The 21656-nt window shown below is 42.1% G+C and carries 23 protein-coding genes, 1 pseudogene and 1 riboswitch; of the genes and pseudogenes, 16 read left to right on the top strand and 8 right to left on the bottom strand.

The window, feature by feature from the left end:
* Window positions 1–40: 40 nt before the first annotated feature.
* The gene (locus D8797_RS05380; protein ID WP_045497159.1) at window positions 41–958 is read left to right on the top strand and encodes an aspartate carbamoyltransferase catalytic subunit; all 918 of its coding nucleotides are present in this window, start codon (window positions 41–43) and stop codon (window positions 956–958) included.
* A 144-nt stretch (window positions 959–1102) separates the two neighbouring features.
* Here D8797_RS05380 and D8797_RS05375 read toward each other — a convergent pair whose 3' ends face one another.
* Window positions 1103–1669, bottom strand: a complete 567-nt coding sequence (locus D8797_RS05375; RefSeq protein ID WP_125379559.1) for a LytS/YhcK type 5TM receptor domain-containing protein — start codon at window positions 1667–1669, stop codon at window positions 1103–1105.
* A gap of 4 nt (window positions 1670–1673) precedes the next feature.
* On the bottom strand, window positions 1674–2651 hold the full coding sequence (locus tag D8797_RS05370) for a nucleoside hydrolase (RefSeq protein ID WP_125379558.1): 978 nt from the start codon (window positions 2649–2651) through the stop codon (window positions 1674–1676).
* Window positions 2652–2772: 121 nt separating this feature from the next.
* Window positions 2773–2817: riboswitch (PreQ1 riboswitch) on the bottom strand.
* 133 nt (window positions 2818–2950) lie between these two features.
* Between D8797_RS05370 and D8797_RS05365 the strand changes: the two genes are divergently transcribed.
* The 4 genes from D8797_RS05365 to whiA all read left to right on the top strand — a co-directional run bounded on the left by D8797_RS05365 (window position 2951) and on the right by whiA (window position 6174).
* Window positions 2951–3334: a RidA family protein gene (locus D8797_RS05365; protein WP_125379557.1), complete on the top strand. Its 384-nt coding sequence runs from the start codon at window positions 2951–2953 to the stop codon at window positions 3332–3334.
* A 67-nt stretch (window positions 3335–3401) separates the two neighbouring features.
* Window positions 3402–4292, top strand: a complete 891-nt coding sequence (gene rapZ, locus D8797_RS05360; protein ID WP_125379556.1) for an RNase adapter RapZ — start codon at window positions 3402–3404, stop codon at window positions 4290–4292.
* Entirely contained in the window at window positions 4289–5266 is a 978-nt protein-coding gene (locus D8797_RS05355; RefSeq protein WP_125379555.1) for a YvcK family protein, read from the top strand. The genes rapZ and D8797_RS05355 overlap by 4 nt, the downstream gene beginning before the upstream one ends.
* Complete coding sequence (gene whiA, locus D8797_RS05350; RefSeq protein WP_005590210.1) at window positions 5263–6174, top strand: DNA-binding protein WhiA; 912 nt, start codon at window positions 5263–5265, stop codon at window positions 6172–6174. Before D8797_RS05355 ends, whiA begins: the two co-directional genes overlap by 4 nt.
* 32 nt (window positions 6175–6206) lie before the next feature.
* Here the strand turns inward: whiA and D8797_RS05345 are convergent, their stop codons facing one another.
* Together D8797_RS05345 and D8797_RS05340 are read right to left on the bottom strand one after the other, a co-directional pair.
* Window positions 6207–7175 carry an NAD(P)/FAD-dependent oxidoreductase gene (locus D8797_RS05345; RefSeq protein ID WP_125379554.1) on the bottom strand — a complete coding sequence of 323 codons (969 nt, stop codon included), beginning with the start codon at window positions 7173–7175 and terminating at the stop codon, window positions 6207–6209.
* Between the two features lie 110 nt (window positions 7176–7285).
* Entirely contained in the window at window positions 7286–8602 is a 1317-nt protein-coding gene (locus D8797_RS05340) for an FAD-containing oxidoreductase (protein WP_125379553.1), read from the bottom strand.
* A 193-nt stretch (window positions 8603–8795) separates the two neighbouring features.
* On the opposite strand from D8797_RS05340, the gene D8797_RS05335 reads away from it, so the two are divergent.
* The 8 genes and pseudogenes from D8797_RS05335 to rpsU all read left to right on the top strand — a co-directional run bounded on the left by D8797_RS05335 (window position 8796) and on the right by rpsU (window position 14613).
* A complete protein-coding gene (locus D8797_RS05335) occupies window positions 8796–9152 on the top strand; it encodes a DUF1304 domain-containing protein (protein ID WP_125379552.1) in 357 nt (118 codons plus the stop codon).
* A gap of 111 nt (window positions 9153–9263) precedes the next feature.
* Window positions 9264–9641: a BlaI/MecI/CopY family transcriptional regulator gene (locus tag D8797_RS05330; RefSeq protein WP_005592027.1), complete on the top strand. Its 378-nt coding sequence runs from the start codon at window positions 9264–9266 to the stop codon at window positions 9639–9641.
* Window positions 9642–9656: 15 nt separating this feature from the next.
* Window positions 9657–11166 (top strand): annotated as a pseudogene (locus D8797_RS05325) (M56 family metallopeptidase).
* Window positions 11167–11461: 295 nt separating this feature from the next.
* Window positions 11462–12193 carry a polyphosphate polymerase domain-containing protein gene (locus tag D8797_RS05320; RefSeq protein ID WP_125379551.1) on the top strand — a complete coding sequence of 244 codons (732 nt, stop codon included), beginning with the start codon at window positions 11462–11464 and terminating at the stop codon, window positions 12191–12193.
* Window positions 12194–12204: 11 nt separating this feature from the next.
* Entirely contained in the window at window positions 12205–12888 is a 684-nt protein-coding gene (locus D8797_RS05315) for a DUF4956 domain-containing protein (protein ID WP_125379550.1), read from the top strand.
* A gap of 179 nt (window positions 12889–13067) precedes the next feature.
* A complete protein-coding gene (locus tag D8797_RS05310) occupies window positions 13068–13640 on the top strand; it encodes a class I SAM-dependent methyltransferase (protein WP_376739409.1) in 573 nt (190 codons plus the stop codon).
* 13 nt (window positions 13641–13653) lie between these two features.
* Window positions 13654–14277: a Type 1 glutamine amidotransferase-like domain-containing protein gene (locus D8797_RS05305; protein ID WP_125379548.1), complete on the top strand. Its 624-nt coding sequence runs from the start codon at window positions 13654–13656 to the stop codon at window positions 14275–14277.
* Between the two features lie 159 nt (window positions 14278–14436).
* Window positions 14437–14613 (top strand): 30S ribosomal protein S21, encoded by a 177-nt coding sequence (gene rpsU, locus D8797_RS05300; protein WP_000048054.1) that lies wholly within the window; start codon window positions 14437–14439, stop codon window positions 14611–14613.
* A 98-nt stretch (window positions 14614–14711) separates the two neighbouring features.
* Here rpsU and mscL read toward each other — a convergent pair whose 3' ends face one another.
* Entirely contained in the window at window positions 14712–15098 is a 387-nt protein-coding gene (gene mscL, locus D8797_RS05295) for a large conductance mechanosensitive channel protein MscL (protein WP_125371418.1), read from the bottom strand.
* Window positions 15099–15235: 137 nt separating this feature from the next.
* Here mscL and dnaG point away from each other — a divergent pair, with 137 nt between their 5' ends.
* The 3 genes from dnaG to D8797_RS05280 all read left to right on the top strand — a co-directional run bounded on the left by dnaG (window position 15236) and on the right by D8797_RS05280 (window position 18618).
* Complete coding sequence (dnaG, locus tag D8797_RS05290; protein ID WP_312023860.1) at window positions 15236–17038, top strand: DNA primase; 1803 nt, start codon at window positions 15236–15238, stop codon at window positions 17036–17038.
* A 2-nt stretch (window positions 17039–17040) separates the two neighbouring features.
* Entirely contained in the window at window positions 17041–18153 is a 1113-nt protein-coding gene (rpoD, locus tag D8797_RS05285; RefSeq protein WP_002895944.1) for an RNA polymerase sigma factor RpoD, read from the top strand.
* 126 nt (window positions 18154–18279) lie between these two features.
* Window positions 18280–18618 (top strand): metal-sulfur cluster assembly factor, encoded by a 339-nt coding sequence (locus D8797_RS05280; protein WP_125379546.1) that lies wholly within the window; start codon window positions 18280–18282, stop codon window positions 18616–18618.
* Between the two features lie 82 nt (window positions 18619–18700).
* Here the strand turns inward: D8797_RS05280 and birA are convergent, their stop codons facing one another.
* From birA to D8797_RS05265, 3 genes are all read right to left on the bottom strand, one after another.
* The gene (birA, locus tag D8797_RS05275; RefSeq protein ID WP_125379545.1) at window positions 18701–19636 is read right to left on the bottom strand and encodes a bifunctional biotin--[acetyl-CoA-carboxylase] ligase/biotin operon repressor BirA; all 936 of its coding nucleotides are present in this window, start codon (window positions 19634–19636) and stop codon (window positions 18701–18703) included.
* Window positions 19637–19650: 14 nt separating this feature from the next.
* Window positions 19651–20652 carry a LacI family DNA-binding transcriptional regulator gene (locus tag D8797_RS05270; protein WP_125379544.1) on the bottom strand — a complete coding sequence of 334 codons (1002 nt, stop codon included), beginning with the start codon at window positions 20650–20652 and terminating at the stop codon, window positions 19651–19653.
* A gap of 65 nt (window positions 20653–20717) precedes the next feature.
* Complete coding sequence (locus tag D8797_RS05265) at window positions 20718–21551, bottom strand: AraC family transcriptional regulator (protein ID WP_125379543.1); 834 nt, start codon at window positions 21549–21551, stop codon at window positions 20718–20720.
* Window positions 21552–21656 lie beyond the last annotated feature (105 nt).

Here is a 21656-nt window from a genome sequence, read left to right as displayed (position 1 = left end):
CATTTGTCCAAAGTTTTTAATAAAAAAGGAGTATAACATCATGTCATCAAATCAAATCGCACTTAAAAATCTTGTATCTATGGAACACCTTACGAACGAAGAAGTAATGGCTTTGATCAAGCGCGGGATTGAATTTAAAAACGGCGCAAAGGTTCATTATGATGAGCAGCATATCGTTGCAAATCTCTTCTTTGAATCTTCAACTCGGACTCACAAAGCTTTTGAAGTAGCAGAATTAAAACTTGGATGCGACCTGCTTGACTTTGATGTCAAGACAAGCTCAGTTAACAAGGGAGAAACCTTGTACGACACGATTTTGACTATGTCAGCTCTCGGTGTAGATGTCTGTGTCATCCGTCACCCTGAGGTGGACTACTATAAAGAATTGATCGAAAGCCCAACGATTACAACTTCTATCGTAAATGGTGGTGATGGTTCTGGTCAGCACCCAAGCCAAAGTTTACTTGACTTGATGACAATTTACCAAGAATTCGGTCATTTTGATGGTTTGAAAGTAGCCATCGCTGGTGACCTTGATCACTCTCGTGTAGCCAAATCTAATATGCAAATCTTGAAACGTCTTGGCGCTGAGCTCTTCTTTGCTGGTCCAGATGAGTGGAGAAGTGCAGAATTTGCTGACTATGGTAAATTCGTAACGATTGACGAAGTGATTGACCAAGTGGATGTCATGATGTTCCTCCGCGTACAGCACGAACGCCATGACTACAACTCCATTTTCTCTAAGGAAAATTATCATAAACTTCACGGTTTGACGCAAGAGCGCTATGATCGTATGAAGGATACTGCAATCCTGATGCACCCAGCGCCTGTCAATCGCGATGTAGAAATTGCAGATCATTTGGTTGAAGCTCCAAAATCTCGAATTGTAGAACAAATGACAAATGGCGTCTTTGTCAGAATGGCAATCATTGAGGCTGTTCTCAAGGGACGCAATTAATCTCAGAATGTAGCTTGTGAGTAGGCTTGGACTCAAGAAGAGTCTGCCTACTCCTTTTTTAAACTTAACCTTGAAGACCTATAAAAGACAAAGTTAAACTAAAAGAACTACTCGAAATTAGATTGTCTGAGTAGTTCTTTTGATTTATGCATTGCTGGATTTTGCAAAGATTCTTGGGATGACTTTTTTGAGTTGTGGAATGAAGACCAGACTGACTCCAATAACGATGAGTCGGTCTGCATAGTCGGTTAGCGCTTGGACGATGATAGTGCTGGTCACCAAATCTAGGCCGAATCCATGTAAACCCTGAACGATGATGCTGGAACCGCTCGGAGTGATCCCTTTGAAGACTATCACAGTAATCAGAGAGGCCAAAGCAGTTGCTGGCAGAGAGACTAGAACCGTTTTCCAGAGAAGGTTTAGTCTTGGTTTTGAATCAGCAGTGAAAAAGACCGAGACAAGAAGAGCCAAAAGAATGGCTACTGGAGAGAAATAAATAGCAGAAATGTCCGTTGTAAAGGCGCTAATAAGAGCACTGGCAACCGCAGTTCCTACTCCGAAAATAGGTCCTAAAACGAGGCTGGCTAATATCGTTCCAAAAGTATCCAAATAAACAGGAAGTTTTAGAAAAAGGGCGATGTTGGCACCGATATAGTTTAGAGCGATGCAGATAGCTGTAAATGTAATGGTAAATGGTGTTGTTTTTTTCATAATCTTATCCTAAATTTAAAGTTTCTAGATCTTGGCAGATGATTTCCTTTGAAGTGTTGAGTATCACGGAGAGAAAATCCTGAAAGAAGAGGTGGGTGTTTACTTGAGTCAGCACCTTAGCATTGGCTTGTTTACCATAAAAATGATAGGCATCAACCAGCGTTTGTCCCATGGCAATACCTTCCGTTGCGAGATCGACGAAGGAGTCAAATCCTTGACAAAGGTCCTCATGCAGAAAATGGGCAACGGCTAATGGATCGTTGATGACACAGCCGATGATATGTTCATACTCCCAATGAAAATCCCAGTAAAAACGCGTGATTTTTCCGATAAAGTCAGCGACTTCAGGATTGATAAATCGCATATATTCCAAGAGATTAGGCGTCAAGACAATCTTTCGCGTGACATCTAGACCGACCATTTCAATCTTTTTTCCAAGTTTTTCGTAGGTTCCTTGGGCTGCATGCGGATCGCACCAGTAGTTGTACTCTGCTACGGGTGAACAGTTGCCGTGCGATTTGTAGCTGCCGCCCATACTGACAAATCGGTTTAGATGCTGCCCAAGGTTAGGATTTTTCCTAAGAGCCAAGGCAATATTGGTCAAAGGCCCCAGTGCTATGATGGAAGTATCACTATTTTTCTGGAAATAGTCTGCCAGAAAGTCATAAGCAGCTTTTGGCTGGGCTTGGGTGGAACTGCTTCTTGTTATCCTGCTTTCCCCCAATCCATCCATGCCGTGGGTGTCCTGAGCGGAGACGAAGTCACGAACCAAGGGCTTGTCGGCTCCTACATAGACTGGAATATCTAGCCTATTCAGCCTTTCCAGGATTTTAAGTGCATTTTCAAGACCAAGTTCTACTGGGACATTTCCAGCAACTATGGTCAAAGCAACGACCTCTAAGTCAGGGTGTTGCAGGGCATAGAGCAGGGCTAGGCTGTCGTCTATGCCGGGATCGCAGTCAATAATAACTTTTCTTTTCATAGGTCCTCCTTTTGAGAAATAAAATAAGGCTGAAACCTCAGTCTCAACCTCTCAGTTAGTTCTGCCAAAGTGGCAGGACACCAGAAAAAACTATGCGCAATTACATTACTTTAGAATATAAGGGTACTTAGTTTTTTATACTGGGAAGTTTGCGAACCAGTCCAAAACAAGTGTTTTGAATTATGCATTTACTATCATAAAGAAAAATTTCCTAAAAGTCAATGGGAAGGGGGACAAGAATAGTCAGTCTTTTGACTTTATGATATAATAAGTAAGATAAAAGAAATGAGGAGAATACAATGGCAAAAATAGTACAAACAGATAAAGCACCAGCAGCAATCGGACCATATGTTCAAGGAAAAATCGTTGGCAACCTTTTATTTGCAAGTGGTCAGATTCCTTTGTCACCAGAGACAGGAGAAATTGTAGGAGCAACGATTGAAGTGCAGACCCAGCAAGTTTTAAAAAATGTAGGAGCTATTTTGGAAGTGGCTGGAACAGATTTTGACCATGTGGTCAAGGCGACCTGCTTCCTAAGTGATATCAATGATTTTGTGCCATTTAATGAGGTCTACAAAACGGCCTTTAAAAGCGAGTTTCCAGCTCGTTCGGCAGTAGAAGTGGCTTGCTTGCCTCGTGATGTAAAAATCGAAATCGAAGTCATTGCTGAGATTGTAGAATAAATGATTGGGACCGGGAGAAGTTTCCCGTCCTTTTTTAGAAATAAAATGTTAGATGAAGGGAGAAAAAATGGCTGAACACAAGATTCAATTAGTGATTGTGACAGGAATGAGCGGTGCTGGAAAGACTGTCGCCATCCAGTCTTTTGAGGATTTGGGTTATTTTACCATTGATAATATGCCGCCGACCTTAGTACCAAAGTTTTTGCAGTTGGTCGAAGGGACAAAGGACAATGATAAGTTGGCTCTGGTTGTTGATATGCGGAGTCGCTCCTTCTTTTTGGAGATTCAGGATATTTTGGATGAGATAGAAAGAAGCACGGAAATTGATTTTAAAATTTTATTTTTGGATGCGGCCGACAAGGAGTTGGTGGCTCGCTATAAAGAAACCCGGCGCAGTCATCCCTTGGCAGCTGACGGGCGAATTTTAGATGGAATAAAGCTGGAGCGTGAACTCTTGGCGCCTCTGAAGAACCTCAGTCAAAATGTTGTAGATACGACGGAACTGACACCACGGGAGCTCAGAAAGACCATCTCTGAACAATTTTCAAACCAGGCTGACCTGCACAGTTTCCGCATCGAGGTTATGAGTTTCGGTTTTAAATATGGTTTGCCTCTGGATGCGGACTTGGTTTTTGATGTACGTTTCCTGCCTAATCCCTACTATAAACCTGAGCTGCGCAATCAGACAGGATTGGACAAGGATGTCTTTGATTATGTCATGAACCATGCGGAGTCAGAAGAGTTTTACCAGCATTTGCTGGGCTTGATTGAGCCGATTTTGCCTGGCTATCAAAAGGAAGGAAAATCTGTACTGACCATCGCAGTCGGCTGCACGGGCGGACAGCACCGTAGTGTGGCCTTTGCACAGCGTTTGGCGGATGATTTGGCGAAAAATTGGCCTGTCAATGCCAGCCATCGTGACAAAAATCGCCGGAAGGAAACGGTGAACCGCTCATGAGAAAACCGAGAATTACAGTTATCGGCGGCGGTACAGGAATTTCAGTCATTTTAGACAGCCTGCGGAAAAAGGATGTAGAAATCACAGCTATTGTCACAGTTGCAGATGATGGCGGCAGTTCTGGTGAGCTGCGTAAGAACATCCAGCAGCTGACGCCGCCGGGTGACTTGCGAAATGTTTTGGTGGCTATGTCTGATATGCCAAAGTTTTATGAGAAGGTCTTCCAGTATCGCTTTGCCAAAGGAGATGGTGTTCTAGCAGGTCATCCCCTTGGGAATCTGATTATTGCAGGCATTTCCGAAATGCAGGGCTCTACCTATAACGCCATGCAGCTTCTGACCAAGTTTTTCCATACAACAGGTAAAATCTACCCTTCAAGCGACACTCCGCTGACTCTGCATGCTGTGTTTACAGATGGAACAGAAGTTGTCGGTGAGAGCAATCTAGCTAGTAAGGCTGGTATGATTGAGCGGGTCTATGTGACCAATACCTATGATGATGAAAAGCCTGTTGCCAGTAGAAAGGTGGTCCAGAGCATTTTGGATAGCGATATGGTGGTGCTGGGACCGGGTTCTCTCTTTACCTCCATCTTGCCAAACCTCGTAATCGAAGAAATCGGCCAAGCTATTTTAGATACTAAGGCAGAAGTAGCCTATGTCTGCAACATTATGACTCAGCGCGGCGAAACTGAGCACTTTTCAGATAGCGACCACGTTCAGGTCTTGCATCGTCATCTGGGCAAAAAGTTCATTGATACTGTCTTGGTCAATATCGAGCCAGTTCCGCGCGAGTATATGAATAGCAATAAATTTGATGAATATCTGGTTCAGGTGGAGCATAATTTTCGAGGGCTGCAAGAGCAAGTTCCGCGTGTCATTTCATCGAATTTCCTTCGTTTGGAAAATGGCGGAGCTTTCCATGACGGAGAGTTACTTGTGGATGAATTGATGCAGATTATACAGGTGCGCAAATGAGCTTTACAGTAAAAGTAAAAGAAGAGCTTTTAAGCTTATCTGTAAAAGACAAAAACGAGTTGGCTGCCATGATCAAGATGGCTGGTAGTTTAGGAATTTCTTCGACCGGCCTCACCTTATCCATTTCAACAGAAAATGCCAAGATTGCTCGCCATCTCTATGAATTGCTGTTGGATCTTTATCAGGTCAAGTCAGAAATCCGCCACCATCAGAAGACCAACTTGCGCAAGAACCGAGTTTATACAGTATTTCTAGATCAGAAAGTGGAAGAGATCCTTTCTGACCTGCACTTGGCTGATTCCTTTTTTGGTATCGAGGCAGGGATTGATCAGGCTATTTTGTCAGATGACGAAGCTAGCCGAGCCTACCTACGAGGGGCCTTTCTCTCAAATGGCAGCATGCGGGAGCCGGACTCAGGTAAGTACCAGCTGGAAATCCTATCTGTTTATCTGGATCATGCTGAGGATTTGGCTGCCTTGATGCGCCGTTTTCTGCTGGATGCCAAGACGATTGAGCGTAAGAAGGGGGCAGTGACCTATCTGCAGCGAGCTGAGGATATTATGGACTTTCTCATTGTCATTGGGGCTATGGAAGCCATGGCTGAGTTTGAGTCTCTTAAGCTCATGCGGGAAGCGCGCAATGACCTCAATCGTGCCAATAATGCGGAGACAGCGAACATCGCTCGCACAGTTACAGCAAGTATGAAAACCATCAACAATATTGCCAAAATCAGCGATAATATCGGCATTGAGAGTTTACCTGTAGACCTGCAGGAGGTTGCTCAACTTCGTATCCAGCATCCGGACTATTCGATCCAGCAGCTAGCTGATAGTCTGAGCCGGCCTCTAACTAAGAGCGGTGTCAATCATCGCTTGAGAAAAATCAATAAAATTGCTGACGAATTATAAAAGCTGCTGAGCTTGAGCTCGGCAGCTGTTTTTTATAGGCTTGTAGAATGTTTGGGTTGAACTTTTTGCTCAGGATAGATGTGGTTAATGGCATTGTTGACAGCAGTAGGTGCCTCACCCAACCCAGTTGCAATCAGGTCAATTTTCCCCTCGTAGCTGCAGCAGTCTCCAGCTGCATAGATACCTGGGACGGAAGTTTCTTGCTTGCTGTTGACCAAAATTTTGTGACGGTTGAGCTCTAGGCCCCAATCTTTGAGATTACCGACAGAGGATTTAAAACCGTAGTTGACAAAGAGATGATCAAGAGGCAGGAGCTGACTTTCCTCTCCCTTGACTTGGCTGATTTCCAAGTGAGTAATCTTACCATTTTCGCCGACCAATCGACTAGGTACAAACGGTGTCTTAATCTCAACGCTAGAAGTCTTGAGTTCTTCCACACTATGCTCTAAAGCTCGGAAGTTGTCCCGACGGTGAACCAGGCTGGTTTCTGCGATTTTTTCAAAAGCTAACGCCCAATCAACAGCCGAGTCGCCGCCGCCCAGAACAACAACCTTTTTGCCAGCGTACTGGCTGATGTTTGAAACGTGATAGTGGAGGTTGCTGTAGCTTTCAGCATCATCTAACTCCAAAGCCCTTGGTTTGAAAGCACCGCCTCCCATGGCGATGATGATGGTTTTGGTCTGATGCTGAGCTTGAGAAGTCGTGATGGTAAAGCCATCATCCGCTTTGACGATATCCAGCACCGTTTCATTGAGACAAATCTCAGTCTGGAAAGTTTCCAGCTGCTCAATCAGACGCTGAGTCAACTCTTCGCCAGTCAAATTAGTAAAGCCCGGCACATCCAGAATCTTCTTCTCTGGATAGAGAATGGCTGGCTGACCGCCCAGCTGAGGCAAGGAATCAATGATTTTAACCTTAGCTTGACGCAGATGAGCGTAAAAAGCTGCGAATAGGCCAACTGGACCGCCGCCGACAATCGTAATATCATACAGTTCAGACATAATTTTCCTCAATCTTTTTAAAAATAAACTAGCATTATTGTACCATAAAAATGGATTGAAATGTAGTTAAATTTCGTAGGGATTGTAAAAGCCCCATCAGGGGCTTCAAATTAGATAGCAAATAAATCATTGAGGTTTTCAGCCAGCGTTGGGTGGGTGAAAATTTGCTTGCTCAAGTAGGTGTATGGGATGTTATTATCCATGGCTACAGTCAGGATATTGATAATTTCCTGAGCTCCAGCTGAGAAGATAGTTGCTCCGACGATTTCCTTGGTTTCAGTGTTGACAACAGCCTTGAAGGCACCGCGTAAGTCAGCATTGACATGTCCGCGAGGCATCGCTGCGACAGGAATCTCCTTCACTGCAATCGGCAATCCTTGCTCTTGGGCTTCCTTTTCAGTCAGTCCGATTTGAGCCAAAGGTGGTGTGATGAACATGCTGGTAGGAACGTTTTTACGGTCTTCCAGTGTGTAGCTACCGTCGCCAGCCAGATAGCTATAAAGGATACGGAAGTCATCAAGCGAGATATAAGTAAACTGCAGACCGCCATTGACATCGCCTGCTGCAAATACACCAGGTACAGATGTTTCCAAGTGTTTGTTGACCTTGATAGCTCCGCGCTCTGTCAGCTCAATATCTGTATTTTCCAACTGCAGTGGCTCAACATTCGGCTTGCGGCCAGTAGCATAGAGCAGGGCGTCAAAACGAAACTCTCCATCCTCTGTCACAACCACAACTTCAGCACCATCATTTTTAATCTGCTTGGTTTGTACATTTTGCAGGAATTGGATTCCGTCTTCTTCCATGTATTTCTTAGCTAGAGCAGCGATAGAAGGCTCTACTCGAGGGAGAAAGACAGGAGCAGCATCCAGCACAGTCACCTGACTGCCCATTCTATTGTAGAGTCCAGCAAATTCTAGGCCAATGTTACCGCCCCCTAGAACTCCTAAGCGTTTAGGAAGTTCTTTCAGGTTTTGGATGCCAGTTGAGTCATAGACATGCTCAGTTTCAGTCAGTCCTGGAATTGGCAAGACATTGGAAACAGCACCGGTATTGATGACAATAGTTTCAGCAGTCAGTTCCTCTTTTTCATCGCCAGCTGTGATTTCGATGACCTTATTGGAAAGGAAATGAGCTTCCGCATCGATGATGTCAACACCAGTGCCACTGATTGCTGCATAGTTCTTCCCGTTGAGACGACTGGTTACAGCATTCTTTTCAGCCATGACTTGGTCGAAAGCCAGGCCTTTTTCAGCTGCGACAAGCAAGGTCTTGGTTGGGATGCAGGCAATATTGATACAGGTTCCCCCGTACATAGCCTTGCTTCGCTCAATCAAAGCAACTTTTTTTCCTTGGGCCGCCATTTTGGCTGCCAATGTTTTACCGGCCTTTCCAAAGCCGATGACAATTAAATCATAGGTTAACATAATTTACCTCCATTTTTCAAAAGAATTGTACCACATCTGATCAGAAAATGCTGAATTTTGCTACGCCTATTTTAAAAATGTGATCTAAAACATTTTAATACACTTTGTCCATTTTATTGGAACTAAATTTTAGCGCTTTTTCTTGCACTATGTTATACTTCTTTTCGTCATAAATTTCTATAAGGAGAAGAAAATGTCTGTTTTTACACTGATTTTGGCAAGTTTGGTTGCCTTGGAATTTTTCTATATTATGTACTTGGAGACCATCGCGACGACTTCTGCAGTGACAGCTCGGGTTTTCGGTATGTCACAAAAGGAGTTGGAGCAGCAGTCAGTCAATACTCTTTTCAAAAGCCAAGGGGTTTACAACGGTCTGATAGCTGTTTTGGTCTTGATTGCGGCCTTTGTACAGCCTAGTCCAGTTTGGCTGGGGATTTTTATGGTTTATATCATCTTGGTAGCTGCTTACGGTGCAGTTAGCAGTGATCCGAAAATTCTGCTTAAGCAGGGTGGACTAGCAATGTTGACTTTGTTGAGTTTATTTTTCTAGAAAGAGCGGGAAATAGTGATTCCCAGCTCTTTTTTTACATAATGATTGACTTTTTTATTAGACATATGTAGAATAAAATTAGAAGAAGACTTTAGAAAGTATGGAAATGTAATGAATCATTCAATTAAACGTTTACCAGATGGTGAATTTGCCATCTTAAAGATTATTTGGCACCTGCCAAATCCAACGACCTCTGCCCAAATCATGGAAAAGCTGGGTGAAGATAACCATTGGAAGCCTCAGACCTTGTTGACAGTTTTGGCTCGCTTGACGGAAAAGGGGTTTTTAGAAAGTGTTCGAAAGGGGCGTGAGAGGCAGTATACGGCCTTGATTTCGGAAGAGGAATATTTAGAAGTAGAGACGTCAGACTTTTTGAAGCGCTATAGCGGACATTCTATGGGTGGATTTGTCAAGACTCTCTTTTCATCTAATTCTTTTTCAGAAAATGAACTGGATGAACTGCGTAATTTACTGAATCAGAAAGAGTAAGATGAGGTAGTATCCATGAAACAGTTCCTTTTGTCTTTCCTCTTAACCAGTTTCTCAACCTCGATCTTGGTTCTGTTTTTGAGCCTTCTTTTTGCAGCCCTCAATACCAAGATTTCAGTCAAGGTCAAGTATTTTATCTGGTTTTTAATCTTGCTGAGCTTTCTATTCCCATTCCGTCCTCAATTTGGCTCTGGCTTTATTCGCCTGAGTACTGGGGCAACTGTTCAGACAGCCGTTAGAGCTAGCCAGATAAGTGGAGGGCAGGCTGTTTCTCAAGTAGCTGAAAAAGCTAGCCAGGCAAATCTCTGGGAGGCTTTTCTAGGTCTACCTTGGTTTGAAATATTCTTTGCTATTTGGCTACTTGGTTGTGCATTTAACTTAGGTAAGTATGCCTATTCTTATATCCGTTTCAAAAAGATGTTGCAACGTTGGGGGACAGAGGTTGAGGACGAAGAGACTTTGTTCCAGTTGCATTTGATCAAAGAAAAGATGGGCGTTAAAAGTAAGATTCGTCTGCTCCACTATCCTATGACACAGAGTCCAATGTTGCTGGGATTCAGGGATATTTTGATTGTGCTACCGGAGCTGGACTACACGGAGGAGGAGCTGCAGCTGATTTTTCAGCATGAGTTGACCCATTATCAGCACTATGATGTCTTGATTAATCTTTTTGCGATTCTCGCTAAGAGCCTGCATTGGTTTAATCCGGTTGTCCGTTTTGCCTGTCGGGAAACTCAGGAAGCAGGAGAAATGTACTGCGACTATGATGTTTTGAGCAGAAAAGATACAGCTTATCGGACTTTTTATGGTGAGACCATTCTGACGATGATTGACCGTAGTAAGAAGACTCCGATTGCTTTGACGACTTGTTTTTACTCGGATAAGTTTAATCTTAAGCGGCGGATTATTGGTATCATGGACAGCCGCCTGCCGAAAAAGTTTCTGTCTGCTTCTTTTGTAGTAGCAGTTCCTCTACTTTTACTCTTTACTAGCTCGGTCTTTGCCTTAGAAAATCCAGTCGCACAAGATAGTAAACTTGTCTTAGAGTCTAAAAAAGCGGAAGGGCTTAGTCAGCATCAGGTTTTAGAAACAGTTTTGAAGGAACTTTCTCTGGCTGAAAAGGACGCTAAGGGTGTGCAGATTTCACGTGAGAAAGGCAATTATAAGATTCTATTTTCACACGGACAGACGGCCCATGAGATACTTGTCATGCCAAGACTGGAAAAGTCGTCCAATCCAAGCAACATACCATTGTCGAAAAGACAGTAACAGTTGAAAAAGAAGTTCCGCCATCTTCGTCTTCTACAGCGACTCCAGCTGATAGTGGAAGTGGGAATGGGAATGCAGGACAGACTGGAAGTGTTAGCTCGCCGACTCCTGCGACCAATACTGTGACAAATTCAAATACAAACACTAGTACAGCACCTGTCAACCTCCTGCTCAAACTAGCTCTTCAAAGAGTAAGGATAAAGATAGTGATGATGATAAAGACGATGACGACGATGATGATGACGATGACGATTAGATAAAAGATTCTACCAATCAGACTTTCTTGAAAGAAGCAGCGATTGGTAGAATTTTTTTATTTTTGCTAAAATCTAATCTTCAACTCATAAATTGAGGTCAATTTTCAAGTTTTTTCAAAATTTTAGTACTTTTCCTCTTGACTTCTAAAAACTACAATTGTAGAATACAGTTATAAACTACAGATGTAGAATGAAATTTTGAAAATACTGTCCGGAAAGTAGAAGATGATAGAGCAAGGGCTCTCTTTCTTTTAAAATTTTAAACTACATTTGTAGAACAAAAGGAAAATACAAATGAAACAAAAACAAATCCAAACGAACTTCCAACGTGTTGAAACAAAATACATCATAGACCGTGCGACCTTGGCTCGCTTAGAAGCTGAAATGCATGCTTACCTTATTCCAGATGATTATGCGACTTCGACTATTTCAAATGTCTATTTTGACAATGATGATTTTCAAATGATCCAAGATTCGATTGCTAGAAGAGGTGGTCGTGAAAAGCTACGGATGCGGACTTATGCAGCGGAGCCAAAAAAGGATAGTCAGGTATTTTTGGAAATCAAGAAAAAGTCGGAGGACCTTGGCTTCAAGTATCGACTGGTTTCAAATCTTACTTCGGTCGTTAATTATATTGAGAAAGGTTTTACAGACCAGACTATTTCTGATGAGCGGGTCAAGACAGAAGTGGAGCTGTTGCAGGAGCGTTATGCAGGCTTAAAAGCTAAAATGGTAATTAGCTACGACTGTTACTCAATGAAAGGCTCAGAGGACAAAAAAGTTCGTGTGACGGTTGATTCCAATATCCGCTTCCGTGATTATGATGTGGACCTGACCTCAGGACGCCACGGCTATCCTCTCTTGGAAGACGATATGGTGATTATGGAAATCAAGGTTCCAGGGGAATATCCTGAGTGGATGTCTGCTATCTTGAATAAATACAGCCTTGAAGATCAGTCCTTCTCAAAATACGGCAAAGCCCACCTAAAATCTAAAGAATTGGTTTCCCAAGCCGTCAAGGTTTAAGGAGAGAAACAATGATTACACAACTATTTAACAGTATCTATTCTTCGGCTGAAGTTAAGGTTAACCCTCTAGCTCTAATAGCCTCCCTCGTGACGGGATTGATTTTGGGGATTATTTTGGCCAAGGTCTATAAGCACCAAACTATTTATACCAAGGAGTTTGTCATCACACTGTCTATTTTGCCAGCCATTATTTCCATTATCATTTTCTTGGTAAATGGAAATCTGGGAACTAGTGTCGCTGTAGCAGGAACATTCAGTTTGATTCGTTTCAGATCAGCAGCAGGAGGGTCCAAAGAACTTTTAGCCATCTTCATGGCGACAGCGATTGGGATCACGACAGGGATGGGTTTCTTAGCTCTAGGAGTTTTTTTCACGCTCCTCATTTCCTTCTTTTGGTTGCTTTTTGAAAAGATGGACTTTAGTTCGGTTAGCCAAACCAGACGTTATGTTCAAATTCAGATTCCTGCTGAATTAGACTATGAAGTCCTTTTTGAAGCAATCTTTGAAACATCCTGCAAAAGCTTTGAGTTGACTTCTGTTCAGTCAGTTGACAATAAGTTTATCAAGTTGGACTATGTGGTTGATTTGAAACCAGATGTAAGCGACCAGCGCCTCATCCAACGCTTCTTACGCTATGAAAAGATTAAGAATATTTCCCTCTCGAAAGAAGCCAAAAAACGAAAGACCTTGTAAGGTAAAAACCAGCTATTTTGAATGACTTGCATCCCAAAAGTTATCTTTTGGGATGCAAGTGTTTTGTTGATTGATTTAGCTATAATCTCTCTAAAATGGTATAATATAGCTATCCAGAAGTGGAGGATTGAAGAGTGCTTCATATAATAATTATCATTTCTATCATACTTTTATTACTCATGTTTCATTCTTTGATTCAGCAATCAAAGAACCCTTCGGGCTTTCTAGGAAAACGAATGATGAAATTGTGGAATTGGACCTATCTTCCCATGTTTGTATGGGCAATTCGTTATCTGGATAGAACATCTTACCCTGCAATCTTAGATGTAGGAGTTGGGAATGGTCGTTCAACCATTCTACTGAAAGAAACCTTTCCGCAAAGTACTGTAACTGGAATCGATATTTCAGACACTGCAATAGCTCAAGCCAAACAGATAGGAATGGTCAATTTAAATTTTGAACGAAGGGACGTTAGGGAGACAGGCTTTTCTGATGAAAGTTTTGATTTGATTACAGCTTTTCAAACGCATTTTCATTGGCAAGATCTAGAGGCTTCTTTTATAGAGCTTCGAAGGATACTCAAATCAGACGGGATGCTCTTACTAGCTTGTGAATCTAACAAGCTATCTTATTTTTTACCAAAATTTCAAAGCGAAGAAGTATTTAAACGATTCTTGTTATCAATAGGCTTTGAGCTCGTAACTAGTCAAAGAAAGGGATCGTGGATCCTTTATGAAATTGTTAAAAACTAATGGGGGTACAATCATGAAACAATTATTTTTATGTTCATATTTTGCTGGTGTCAAAAATCTTTTTAGTGATTATGCAAAGGAAAAAAATCTAGAAAAAAAGGTTCTATTTATTCCTACCGCTGGGAACAAAGAGGACTATACTGCCTATATCGATGAGGCTCAGCAAACATTCAGAGATTTAGGCTTTGAAATAGAGGTTCTAGATATTGCTTCTTGTGATCGAGAAACTGCACAGGCAAAGTTTTTCCAAAGCAAGATTCTTTATGTCTCAGGCGGAAATACCTTTTATTTGTTGCAAGAATTAAAGAAAAAGCAACTCCTATCTCTCATCAAAGAACAAATAAGAGATGGGTTGGTCTATGTGGGAGAATCAGCAGGGGCTATCATTACAGCTAAGGATATTGACTACAATAAACTCATGGACGATAAGACCGTAGCGACAGAGTTATCTGATACAGCAGGATTGGATGAAGTGGATTTTTATGTCCTTCCACATTATGGTGAGGAGCCTTTTACTGATAGTAGCAAAAAGACCTTTGAAACCTATAAAAATCAGTTCAGTTTAATGCTAATAAACAATTCCCAAGCCGTAATTGTAAATGGTGAAGAAAGAGAAGTCGTTTTTGAACAGGATTAAAATCAATTTCTTTTTGCTATTATGATGTTCATTCTAACAATTTGTTGCTTTTAAAAAAGAAAGTGAAGATAATATAACTTTATGGCAGTTTTTTTCTTGACATTTATCCATTTTGCGTGTAGAATAGAATAGATCTTGGACTTGAAGGGAGTGAAAAAAATGTCAAAAACAGTAGTACGTAAGAATGAATCTCTTGACGATGCTCTTCGTCGTTTCAAACGTGCGGTTACTAAAGCTGGTACTCTTCAAGAAACACGCAAACGTGAATTCTATGAAAAACCTTCTGTAAAACGCAAACGTAAATCAGAAGCAGCTCGTAAACGTAAAAAATTCTAATCAATAGAATGAGGAAGCAGCCGATTTGGCTGTTTTTTTCTTTTGAATGGGAAACACATAATAAAAACAGCACTGATTTTTTCAGTGCTGTTTGGATATTAGTTTTGTTTTTCAAGCAAGCTCTTGATTTCTTGCAGAACTTCAAGTTCTGTTGGTCCAGCTGGTGCTTCTTCAGCAGCTTCTTCGTTTTTCTTAGTAAGATTTTGTGCTTTTTCCGCAGCCTTAACGATGAAGAAGAGAACAGTACCGATTACTAAGAAGTTGATCACGGCGCTCAAGAAGTTACCATAAGCAATTCCGTTCCATTTCAATTCAGCGATTTGCTTCAAGTTTGCAGCTTTCAAAATTGGATTGAGGAAGAGGGGAGTGATAACGTCAGTAATCAATGAATTGACGATTGCTCCGAAAGCATTCGCAATGATAACCCCGACTGCCAAGTCAATCACGTTACCGCGTAGCAAAAATTCTTTAAGATCCTTTAGCATTTTCTTTTCCTTTCAAAAAATGATTTAATATTTGGGATTATATTATAGCTTAAAGTAGCAATTATTTCAAGTCATTTGCCTATCAAATGTTTTACATTTGCGTCAAATTATTATAAAATATAGAGTGATATTCTGTGATGAATTGGAGGTATTGTCTATTGGATAAAGAAATGATTTCTGAAATAAAAAATAGTGTCAATATCGTCGATGTCATAGGAGAAACGGTAGCCTTGACCAAGGCTGGGAGAAATTTTCTGGGACTTTGTCCCTTTCATGGCGAAAAGACGCCCTCTTTCAATGTTGTAGAGGACAAGCAGTTTTATCACTGTTTTGGCTGTGGCAAGTCGGGGGATGTTTTCAAGTTTATTGAGGACTACCGAGGCGTATCCTTCATGGATGCTGTGCAGATTGTCGCAGACAGAGCGGGCATTTCCTTAGGTATGGAGAGAGCTAGCGCAGATCGACCGAGACAGGCTCATCCGCATCAGGAGCTCTACGATATTCATACAGAGGCAGCGAAGTTTTACCATGCGGTTCTGATGACGACCAAAATGGGAGAAGAAGCACGCGCTTATCTCTACAAGCGTGGGCTGACGGATGAAGTCATTAAGCATTTTCAAATCGGCTTGGCTCCTAATGAAGGCAACTATCTTCATAAGAGCATGGCTGGTAAGTTTGATGAGTCCACTATCATGAACTCGGGACTTTTTAATCTAGCAGAGAATAATCTGGTCTATGATGCTTTTCAGAACCGGATTATGTTCCCTTTAACCAATGACAAGGGTCAGGTTGTAGCTTTTTCTGGTCGGATTTGGCAAGATTCGGAGGCTGGTTCGCAAACTGCTAAGTATAAGAATAGTCGCAGCACACCTATTTTTAATAAAAGCTATGAGCTTTATCATCTGGATAAGGCTAAGCCGGTGATCAAGAAGAGCCACGAAGTCTATCTGATGGAGGGCTTTATGGACGTGATCGCGGCCTATCGGGCTGGAGTTGAAAATGCAGTCGCGTCGATGGGAACAGCTCTGACGCCTGAGCATGTCCAGCATCTGCGTAAGTATTGCAAGAAAATTATTCTGACTTATGATGGAGACAGGGCTGGTCAGGCTGCGACAGCCAAAGCTTTAGAGGAGCTGCGGGATATGTCGGTAGAGATTGTGTCCTTTCCTGACAATATGGATCCGGATGAGTTTATTGCTAAAAATTCTGCCGAGGAATTGAGACAATTTCTGACCAAAACGCGAATTAGTGATGTAGAGTTCCTTTTACGCTATCTCAAACCGGATAATATTGAAAATTTGCAGGCTCAGATTGAATTCGTGGAGCGAATGGCGCCAATCATTGCTCAAACTCAGTCTATTACAGCTCAGAATTCCTATATTTATATGTTGGCTGAGTTGCTGCCGGATTTTGATTACCAGCAGGTAGAGAACACGGTTAATAATAGCCGTTTGGCTGAACGAAGTAGTCGAAGCGGACAGCAGTCAGAATCTCTAAGAAGACCTGTACTGGTAGATCTTCCGTTGTCTAAACAGCTATCACGGTTGATAAAGGCAGAAATCCATATCCTCTATCGTATGGTACACAATCAGCTGGTTTTAAATAGCTATCGGCTTCGCACAGATTTTGCCTTTGATACGGCGGAACTGCAGGAGTTATACGAGCTTTTACTGGCCAATGGTGAAGTGACTTCGCAGGATTTATCTAGCTTACCGGAAAGGGTCCAGCAACTTTGGTATCGGATGTTGGAGGAAGATTTGCCAGAGGAGATGGAAGACGGAGAGTTAGCAGAAGTTGAGCTGACCAGGGAACGCGAATTGCTTCGTAAGAATAATCAGCTGATTAGCAAAAAGATTCGAGAAGCTTTGCATACTGGAGATGAGAATGCCGCTATATTAGAGGTGGAGCGCTTAATCGCACAAAAAAGAAGAATGGAGTAGGTATGGCTACAAAACAAAAAGAAGTAACAACATTAGATGTTCAAATTGCAGAATTTATCCGCAATCATAAGCAGACAGGTGTAGCGACAGACGATGAAATCAATGACCAGCTGGTCATTCCTTTCACTTTGGACGCTGATGGGATTGAGGATTTGCTGCAACGCATTCAGGATGCGGGAATTTCTATCACGGATAAGGAAGGAAATCCTAGCGCGCGTGTCTTGAATACTGAAGAGGAAGAAGCGGAGCTGACGGATGAAGAGCTCTTGGGTAGCAATTCAGCCAAGGTCAATGACCCAGTTCGCATGTATCTGAAAGAAATCGGGGTTGTGCCCCTTCTTAGCAATGAAGAAGAGCAGGAGCTGGCGATTTTGGTAGAGCAGGGAGACTTGGAAGCCAAGCAGCGTCTGGCTGAGGCCAACCTTCGTCTAGTTGTTTCCATTGCCAAGCGCTATGTCGGCCGTGGTATGCAGTTCCTTGATTTGATTCAAGAAGGAAATATGGGGCTGATGAAGGCTGTTGATAAGTTTGACTACACCAAGGGATTTAAGTTTTCAACTTATGCGACTTGGTGGATTCGTCAGGCCATTACCCGTGCGATTGCTGACCAAGCTCGGACTATTCGGATTCCGGTCCATATGGTGGAAACCATTAACAAGCTGGTCCGCGAGCAACGCAATCTCTTGCAAGAATTAGGTCAAGATCCTACGCCTGAGCAAATCGCTGAGCGTATGGATATGACGCCGGACAAGGTTCGTGAGATTCTCAAAATTGCTCAGGAGCCAGTTTCATTGGAAACACCTATTGGTGAGGAAGATGACAGTCATCTGGGAGACTTTATCGAAGATGAAGTGATTGAAAATCCAGTCGACTATACTACTCGTGTCGTCCTTCGTGAGCAGCTGGATGAAGTATTGGATACGCTGACAGATCGTGAGGAAAATGTCTTGCGTCTGCGCTTTGGTCTGGACGATGGAAAAATGCGGACACTGGAAGATGTCGGCAAGGTCTTCAATGTCACCCGTGAGCGGATTCGCCAGATTGAAGCCAAGGCCCTACGTAAACTCCGCCACCCAAGCCGCAGCAAACCACTCAGAGACTTTATCGAAGATTAAGAAGTGAAGAGCAAGAAGGGGCAGGAATCTTTCAGTAGGAAGTGTCAAGTAGGCAATCCTAGCTGAAAACAAAGGCCCCCTCGAGCTAACTTGAAATTTCTGCTATATCTAATAAGGAGGATATGCATGTCAGAAAAAAAATACAGCCCTGAAGAAGTTGAAAAGATTAAAACGCGTATTTTGGAGAGCTTGGAGCAGGTCATTGACCCAGAGCTGGGGATTGATATTGTCAATCTAGGTCTAATCTATGAAATCCGTTTTGACGAGAGCACTGGGGAAACGGAAATCGATATGACCTTGACCACTATGGGATGCCCTCTGGCGGATCTTCTGACTGACCAGATTTATGATGCCATGTCAGATGTTCCAGAGGTTACTAAGACGGATGTTAAGTTGGTTTGGTACCCCGCTTGGACAGTGGAAAAGATGAGTCGTTATGCTCGGATTGCATTAGGGATTAAATAGCGACATCACACTGGAAGAAAGACTATACAGAAAAGCACTTGAAACGAAAATCAAGTGCTTTTTGAATGCAATTTTATACAAACTACCAGCTAGTCAGTGAAATTTCCCCGCTGTTGAGCCAGATATTTTGGCCGTTCTCCAACTGGACTAGAAGTTGGCCACTGTCCGAGATATCGCTGGCAATTCCCTTATAGGTTTGATTATTTTGCTGGAAGCTCACTTGGCGGCCAAGGACTAGGGAGTGCTTTTTGTAAAGATAGAGCAGGTCTTGGGGATCGCTTTCGTAGAAACATCTCCAGATTTCAGCAATCAGCTCATTTCTGCTGATAGGAGCCTGCTCAGTAAAGAGTGATCCAGCCTTAGATTGCAATTCTTCTGGAAAATCATTAACGCAAAAATTAAACCCGACCCCGATAATAATATCTGTGACTAAGCCTGTCTCGACGGAAGTAATGGCCTCGGTTAAAATACCTGCGATTTTTTTATCCTTGTAGTAAATATCGTTGACCCACTTAATATCTATGTCTATGAGAGTTAGATTTTTTACAGCTTGATAGATGGCTCCAGCTGTCAGGAGAGTATAGGCGGGAATTTGATCAAAAGACAGGTTGGGCTTGAGATGAAGGGACATGTAAAAGCCGCCCTGTTTTGGAGAGAAAAAATCTCGGCCGAAGCGACCGCGACCAGCGGATTGAGCAGCAGCTAGATAAAGGGTATTTGCTTCGCCACCCGCCTCCAGACCTGCTTTGGCATCTATCTGAGTAGATTGGCAGTTGTGGTTGAAGGAAACTTTGATGGGTGCCTCTTTTTCAATGATTTCTGGGATTAGTAAATCCCCTACTTTGAGCTTATAGCCGCGATTTTTAATGGAATCAATCTGGATTCCTTCTTTTTCCAATCGTTGAATGGCCTTCCAAATGGAAGTTCTGGAAATACCCAATGTCTGGGCCAGACTTTCTCCATTGACATAATCGTCAGCTTGGCTGAGAATGGTAAATAATTGTTCGTAAGTTTTCATTCGTTCTTTCTCTGTTAAATACTGCTTTCTCGAATGGTCAGTTTGGTAGAAAGTTTGACCATATAGGGAATGGAATCCTCTTCGGATGTTACACTTTGATTCAGAATATGCAGAGCCTGCTTGCCCATTTCTTCTGTAAAAACGGTGACCGTACTGAGACTGGGATAGATGTACTTAGCAATAGACGTATCATTAAATGAAATAATGCTGACATCTTGGGGAACTTGGATTCCGTGTTCTTGCAGAGCTCGCAAGGCACCGATAGCCAAAGCATCGCTAGAGATGAAGAAGGCGGGCGGGAGCTGGTTCTCGTGCTCGCTAAGGAGCTCTGTCATCATCTGATAGCCTGATTCCGGAGAAAAGCTGCCTACCTTAACCAAGTCAGGTTGATAAATTTCTTTTTCAGACAGATACTGCTGAAAGCTTGCCAAACGAGGGTCGCTGATGAGGCTAGTCTGATCAGAGGTTCTTTCTTGCCCGGCAATCATGCCAATCTGGTCAAAACCAGCGTTCATGAAGTGCTCAAGAACCTTCTGTACAGCATTCTCAAAATCAATCGTCACACAGCTGTGGCCTGCATTAAGCGTATCACTATCGACAAAAACTAAGTGGCTGCTGTACTGCTCCAGCTGCTGAATTTGAGCTGGGCTGAATTTACCGATGGCAATCAAGCCATCAATGTCTTTCAATTGATCAAGAGAATCATTTTGAAACACTCTGAGAATCTCATAGCCCAATTCTTGGGCTTTTTTTTCAATACCCAAGCGAATAGAGTAGTAGTAAAGGTCATCGAGCTCTTCCTGCTCAGTGTACCATTCGATGAGGCCGATACGGTAGGCCTGAGTCTTGCTTGGCTTCCTTTTTCTTGATTTTTTATAGTTCAGCTGCTCAGCGATGTCAAAAATCTTTTTACGAGTGCCATCACTGACTGACATGCCTGGGTCGTAGTTGAGTACGCGAGAGACCGTAGCGGGAGAGACCCCAGCAGCTTGGGCAATATCCTTAATCGTAGCCATTTTTTTCTCCTATTGTCTTATATGGGCTATTATACCTCAAATACAAGTAAATAACAAAGAGGAATTTAGTAAATATTTCGCATTTGGCTTGGTGAACAGTTGAAATATTTTTTGAAAGTTTTTGAAAAATAAAGCGGGTCAGAAAAACCAACCGAATAGGCAATAAATTTAATTGGTTGAGTAGTAGTTTCTAGAAGTTGTTTTCCTCGATGCATACGTATATAATGCAGATACTCTTTGGGAGAGAGTCCATTGTATTCTTTAAAAATAGTTGTCAAATAGCTGCGATTGACATTTAGTTCATTAGCAATACCTTGGATGCTCAGTTGTTCAAGCGGATAGCGAGTTTCTAGAATACGTTTAGTATCTAAATACAACTGATAAGTGGAATTTTGTTGTTTTAGGAGCTGTTGGTTTGGTGCGAGCTTCCCCAATTTAAATAGTAGTTCATAGAGCATGGCGAGAAGTTGTAAATGACTTAGCATGGTAGATTGGGAATGTTCAGCCTCTTGAATAATATCTATAATAAACTTTCCTAAACTATCAGTAGTAGTAGTACTTGAATTTCTTAGAAAACCTGTTTTGCCAATTTCTGATAAGTTAAAATAATCTGAAACCTTTGTTCCACTAATTCCGAGCCAATAATAGGACCAAGGATCTTCAGAATCTGCCTTATAGTAAGTTAGTTCGTTTGGTTTTAGTAGGAATAAATCTCCAGCTTTCAGGAAAATTTGTTCCCCTTTATAGTGAAAGACTCCTTTGCCTTTTGTAATAAAATGAAGGACGAATCCGTCACGAATAGCAGGCCCGAAAGAATAGTTTGGCTGGCAATCCTCATAGCCGTAAAAGTCTAATAATAAATCAATTGTTCCCGTCTGGTATTCTGAAAATATAAGCATACTTTTTACATCTCCATACTTTAGAAATAATATTGTAATTTTTATTGTTACCTAACATTTTACCATATTTTCCTAACATAATTCTATTTTAGGAAGCGATTTCAA

The organism is Streptococcus cristatus, from assembly GCF_003944225.1.
Classification (GTDB): domain Bacteria; phylum Bacillota; class Bacilli; order Lactobacillales; family Streptococcaceae; genus Streptococcus; species Streptococcus cristatus_K.
The sequence above is the reverse complement of the archived record's forward strand: the minus strand, read 5'-3'. Positions and strand labels throughout refer to the sequence as shown.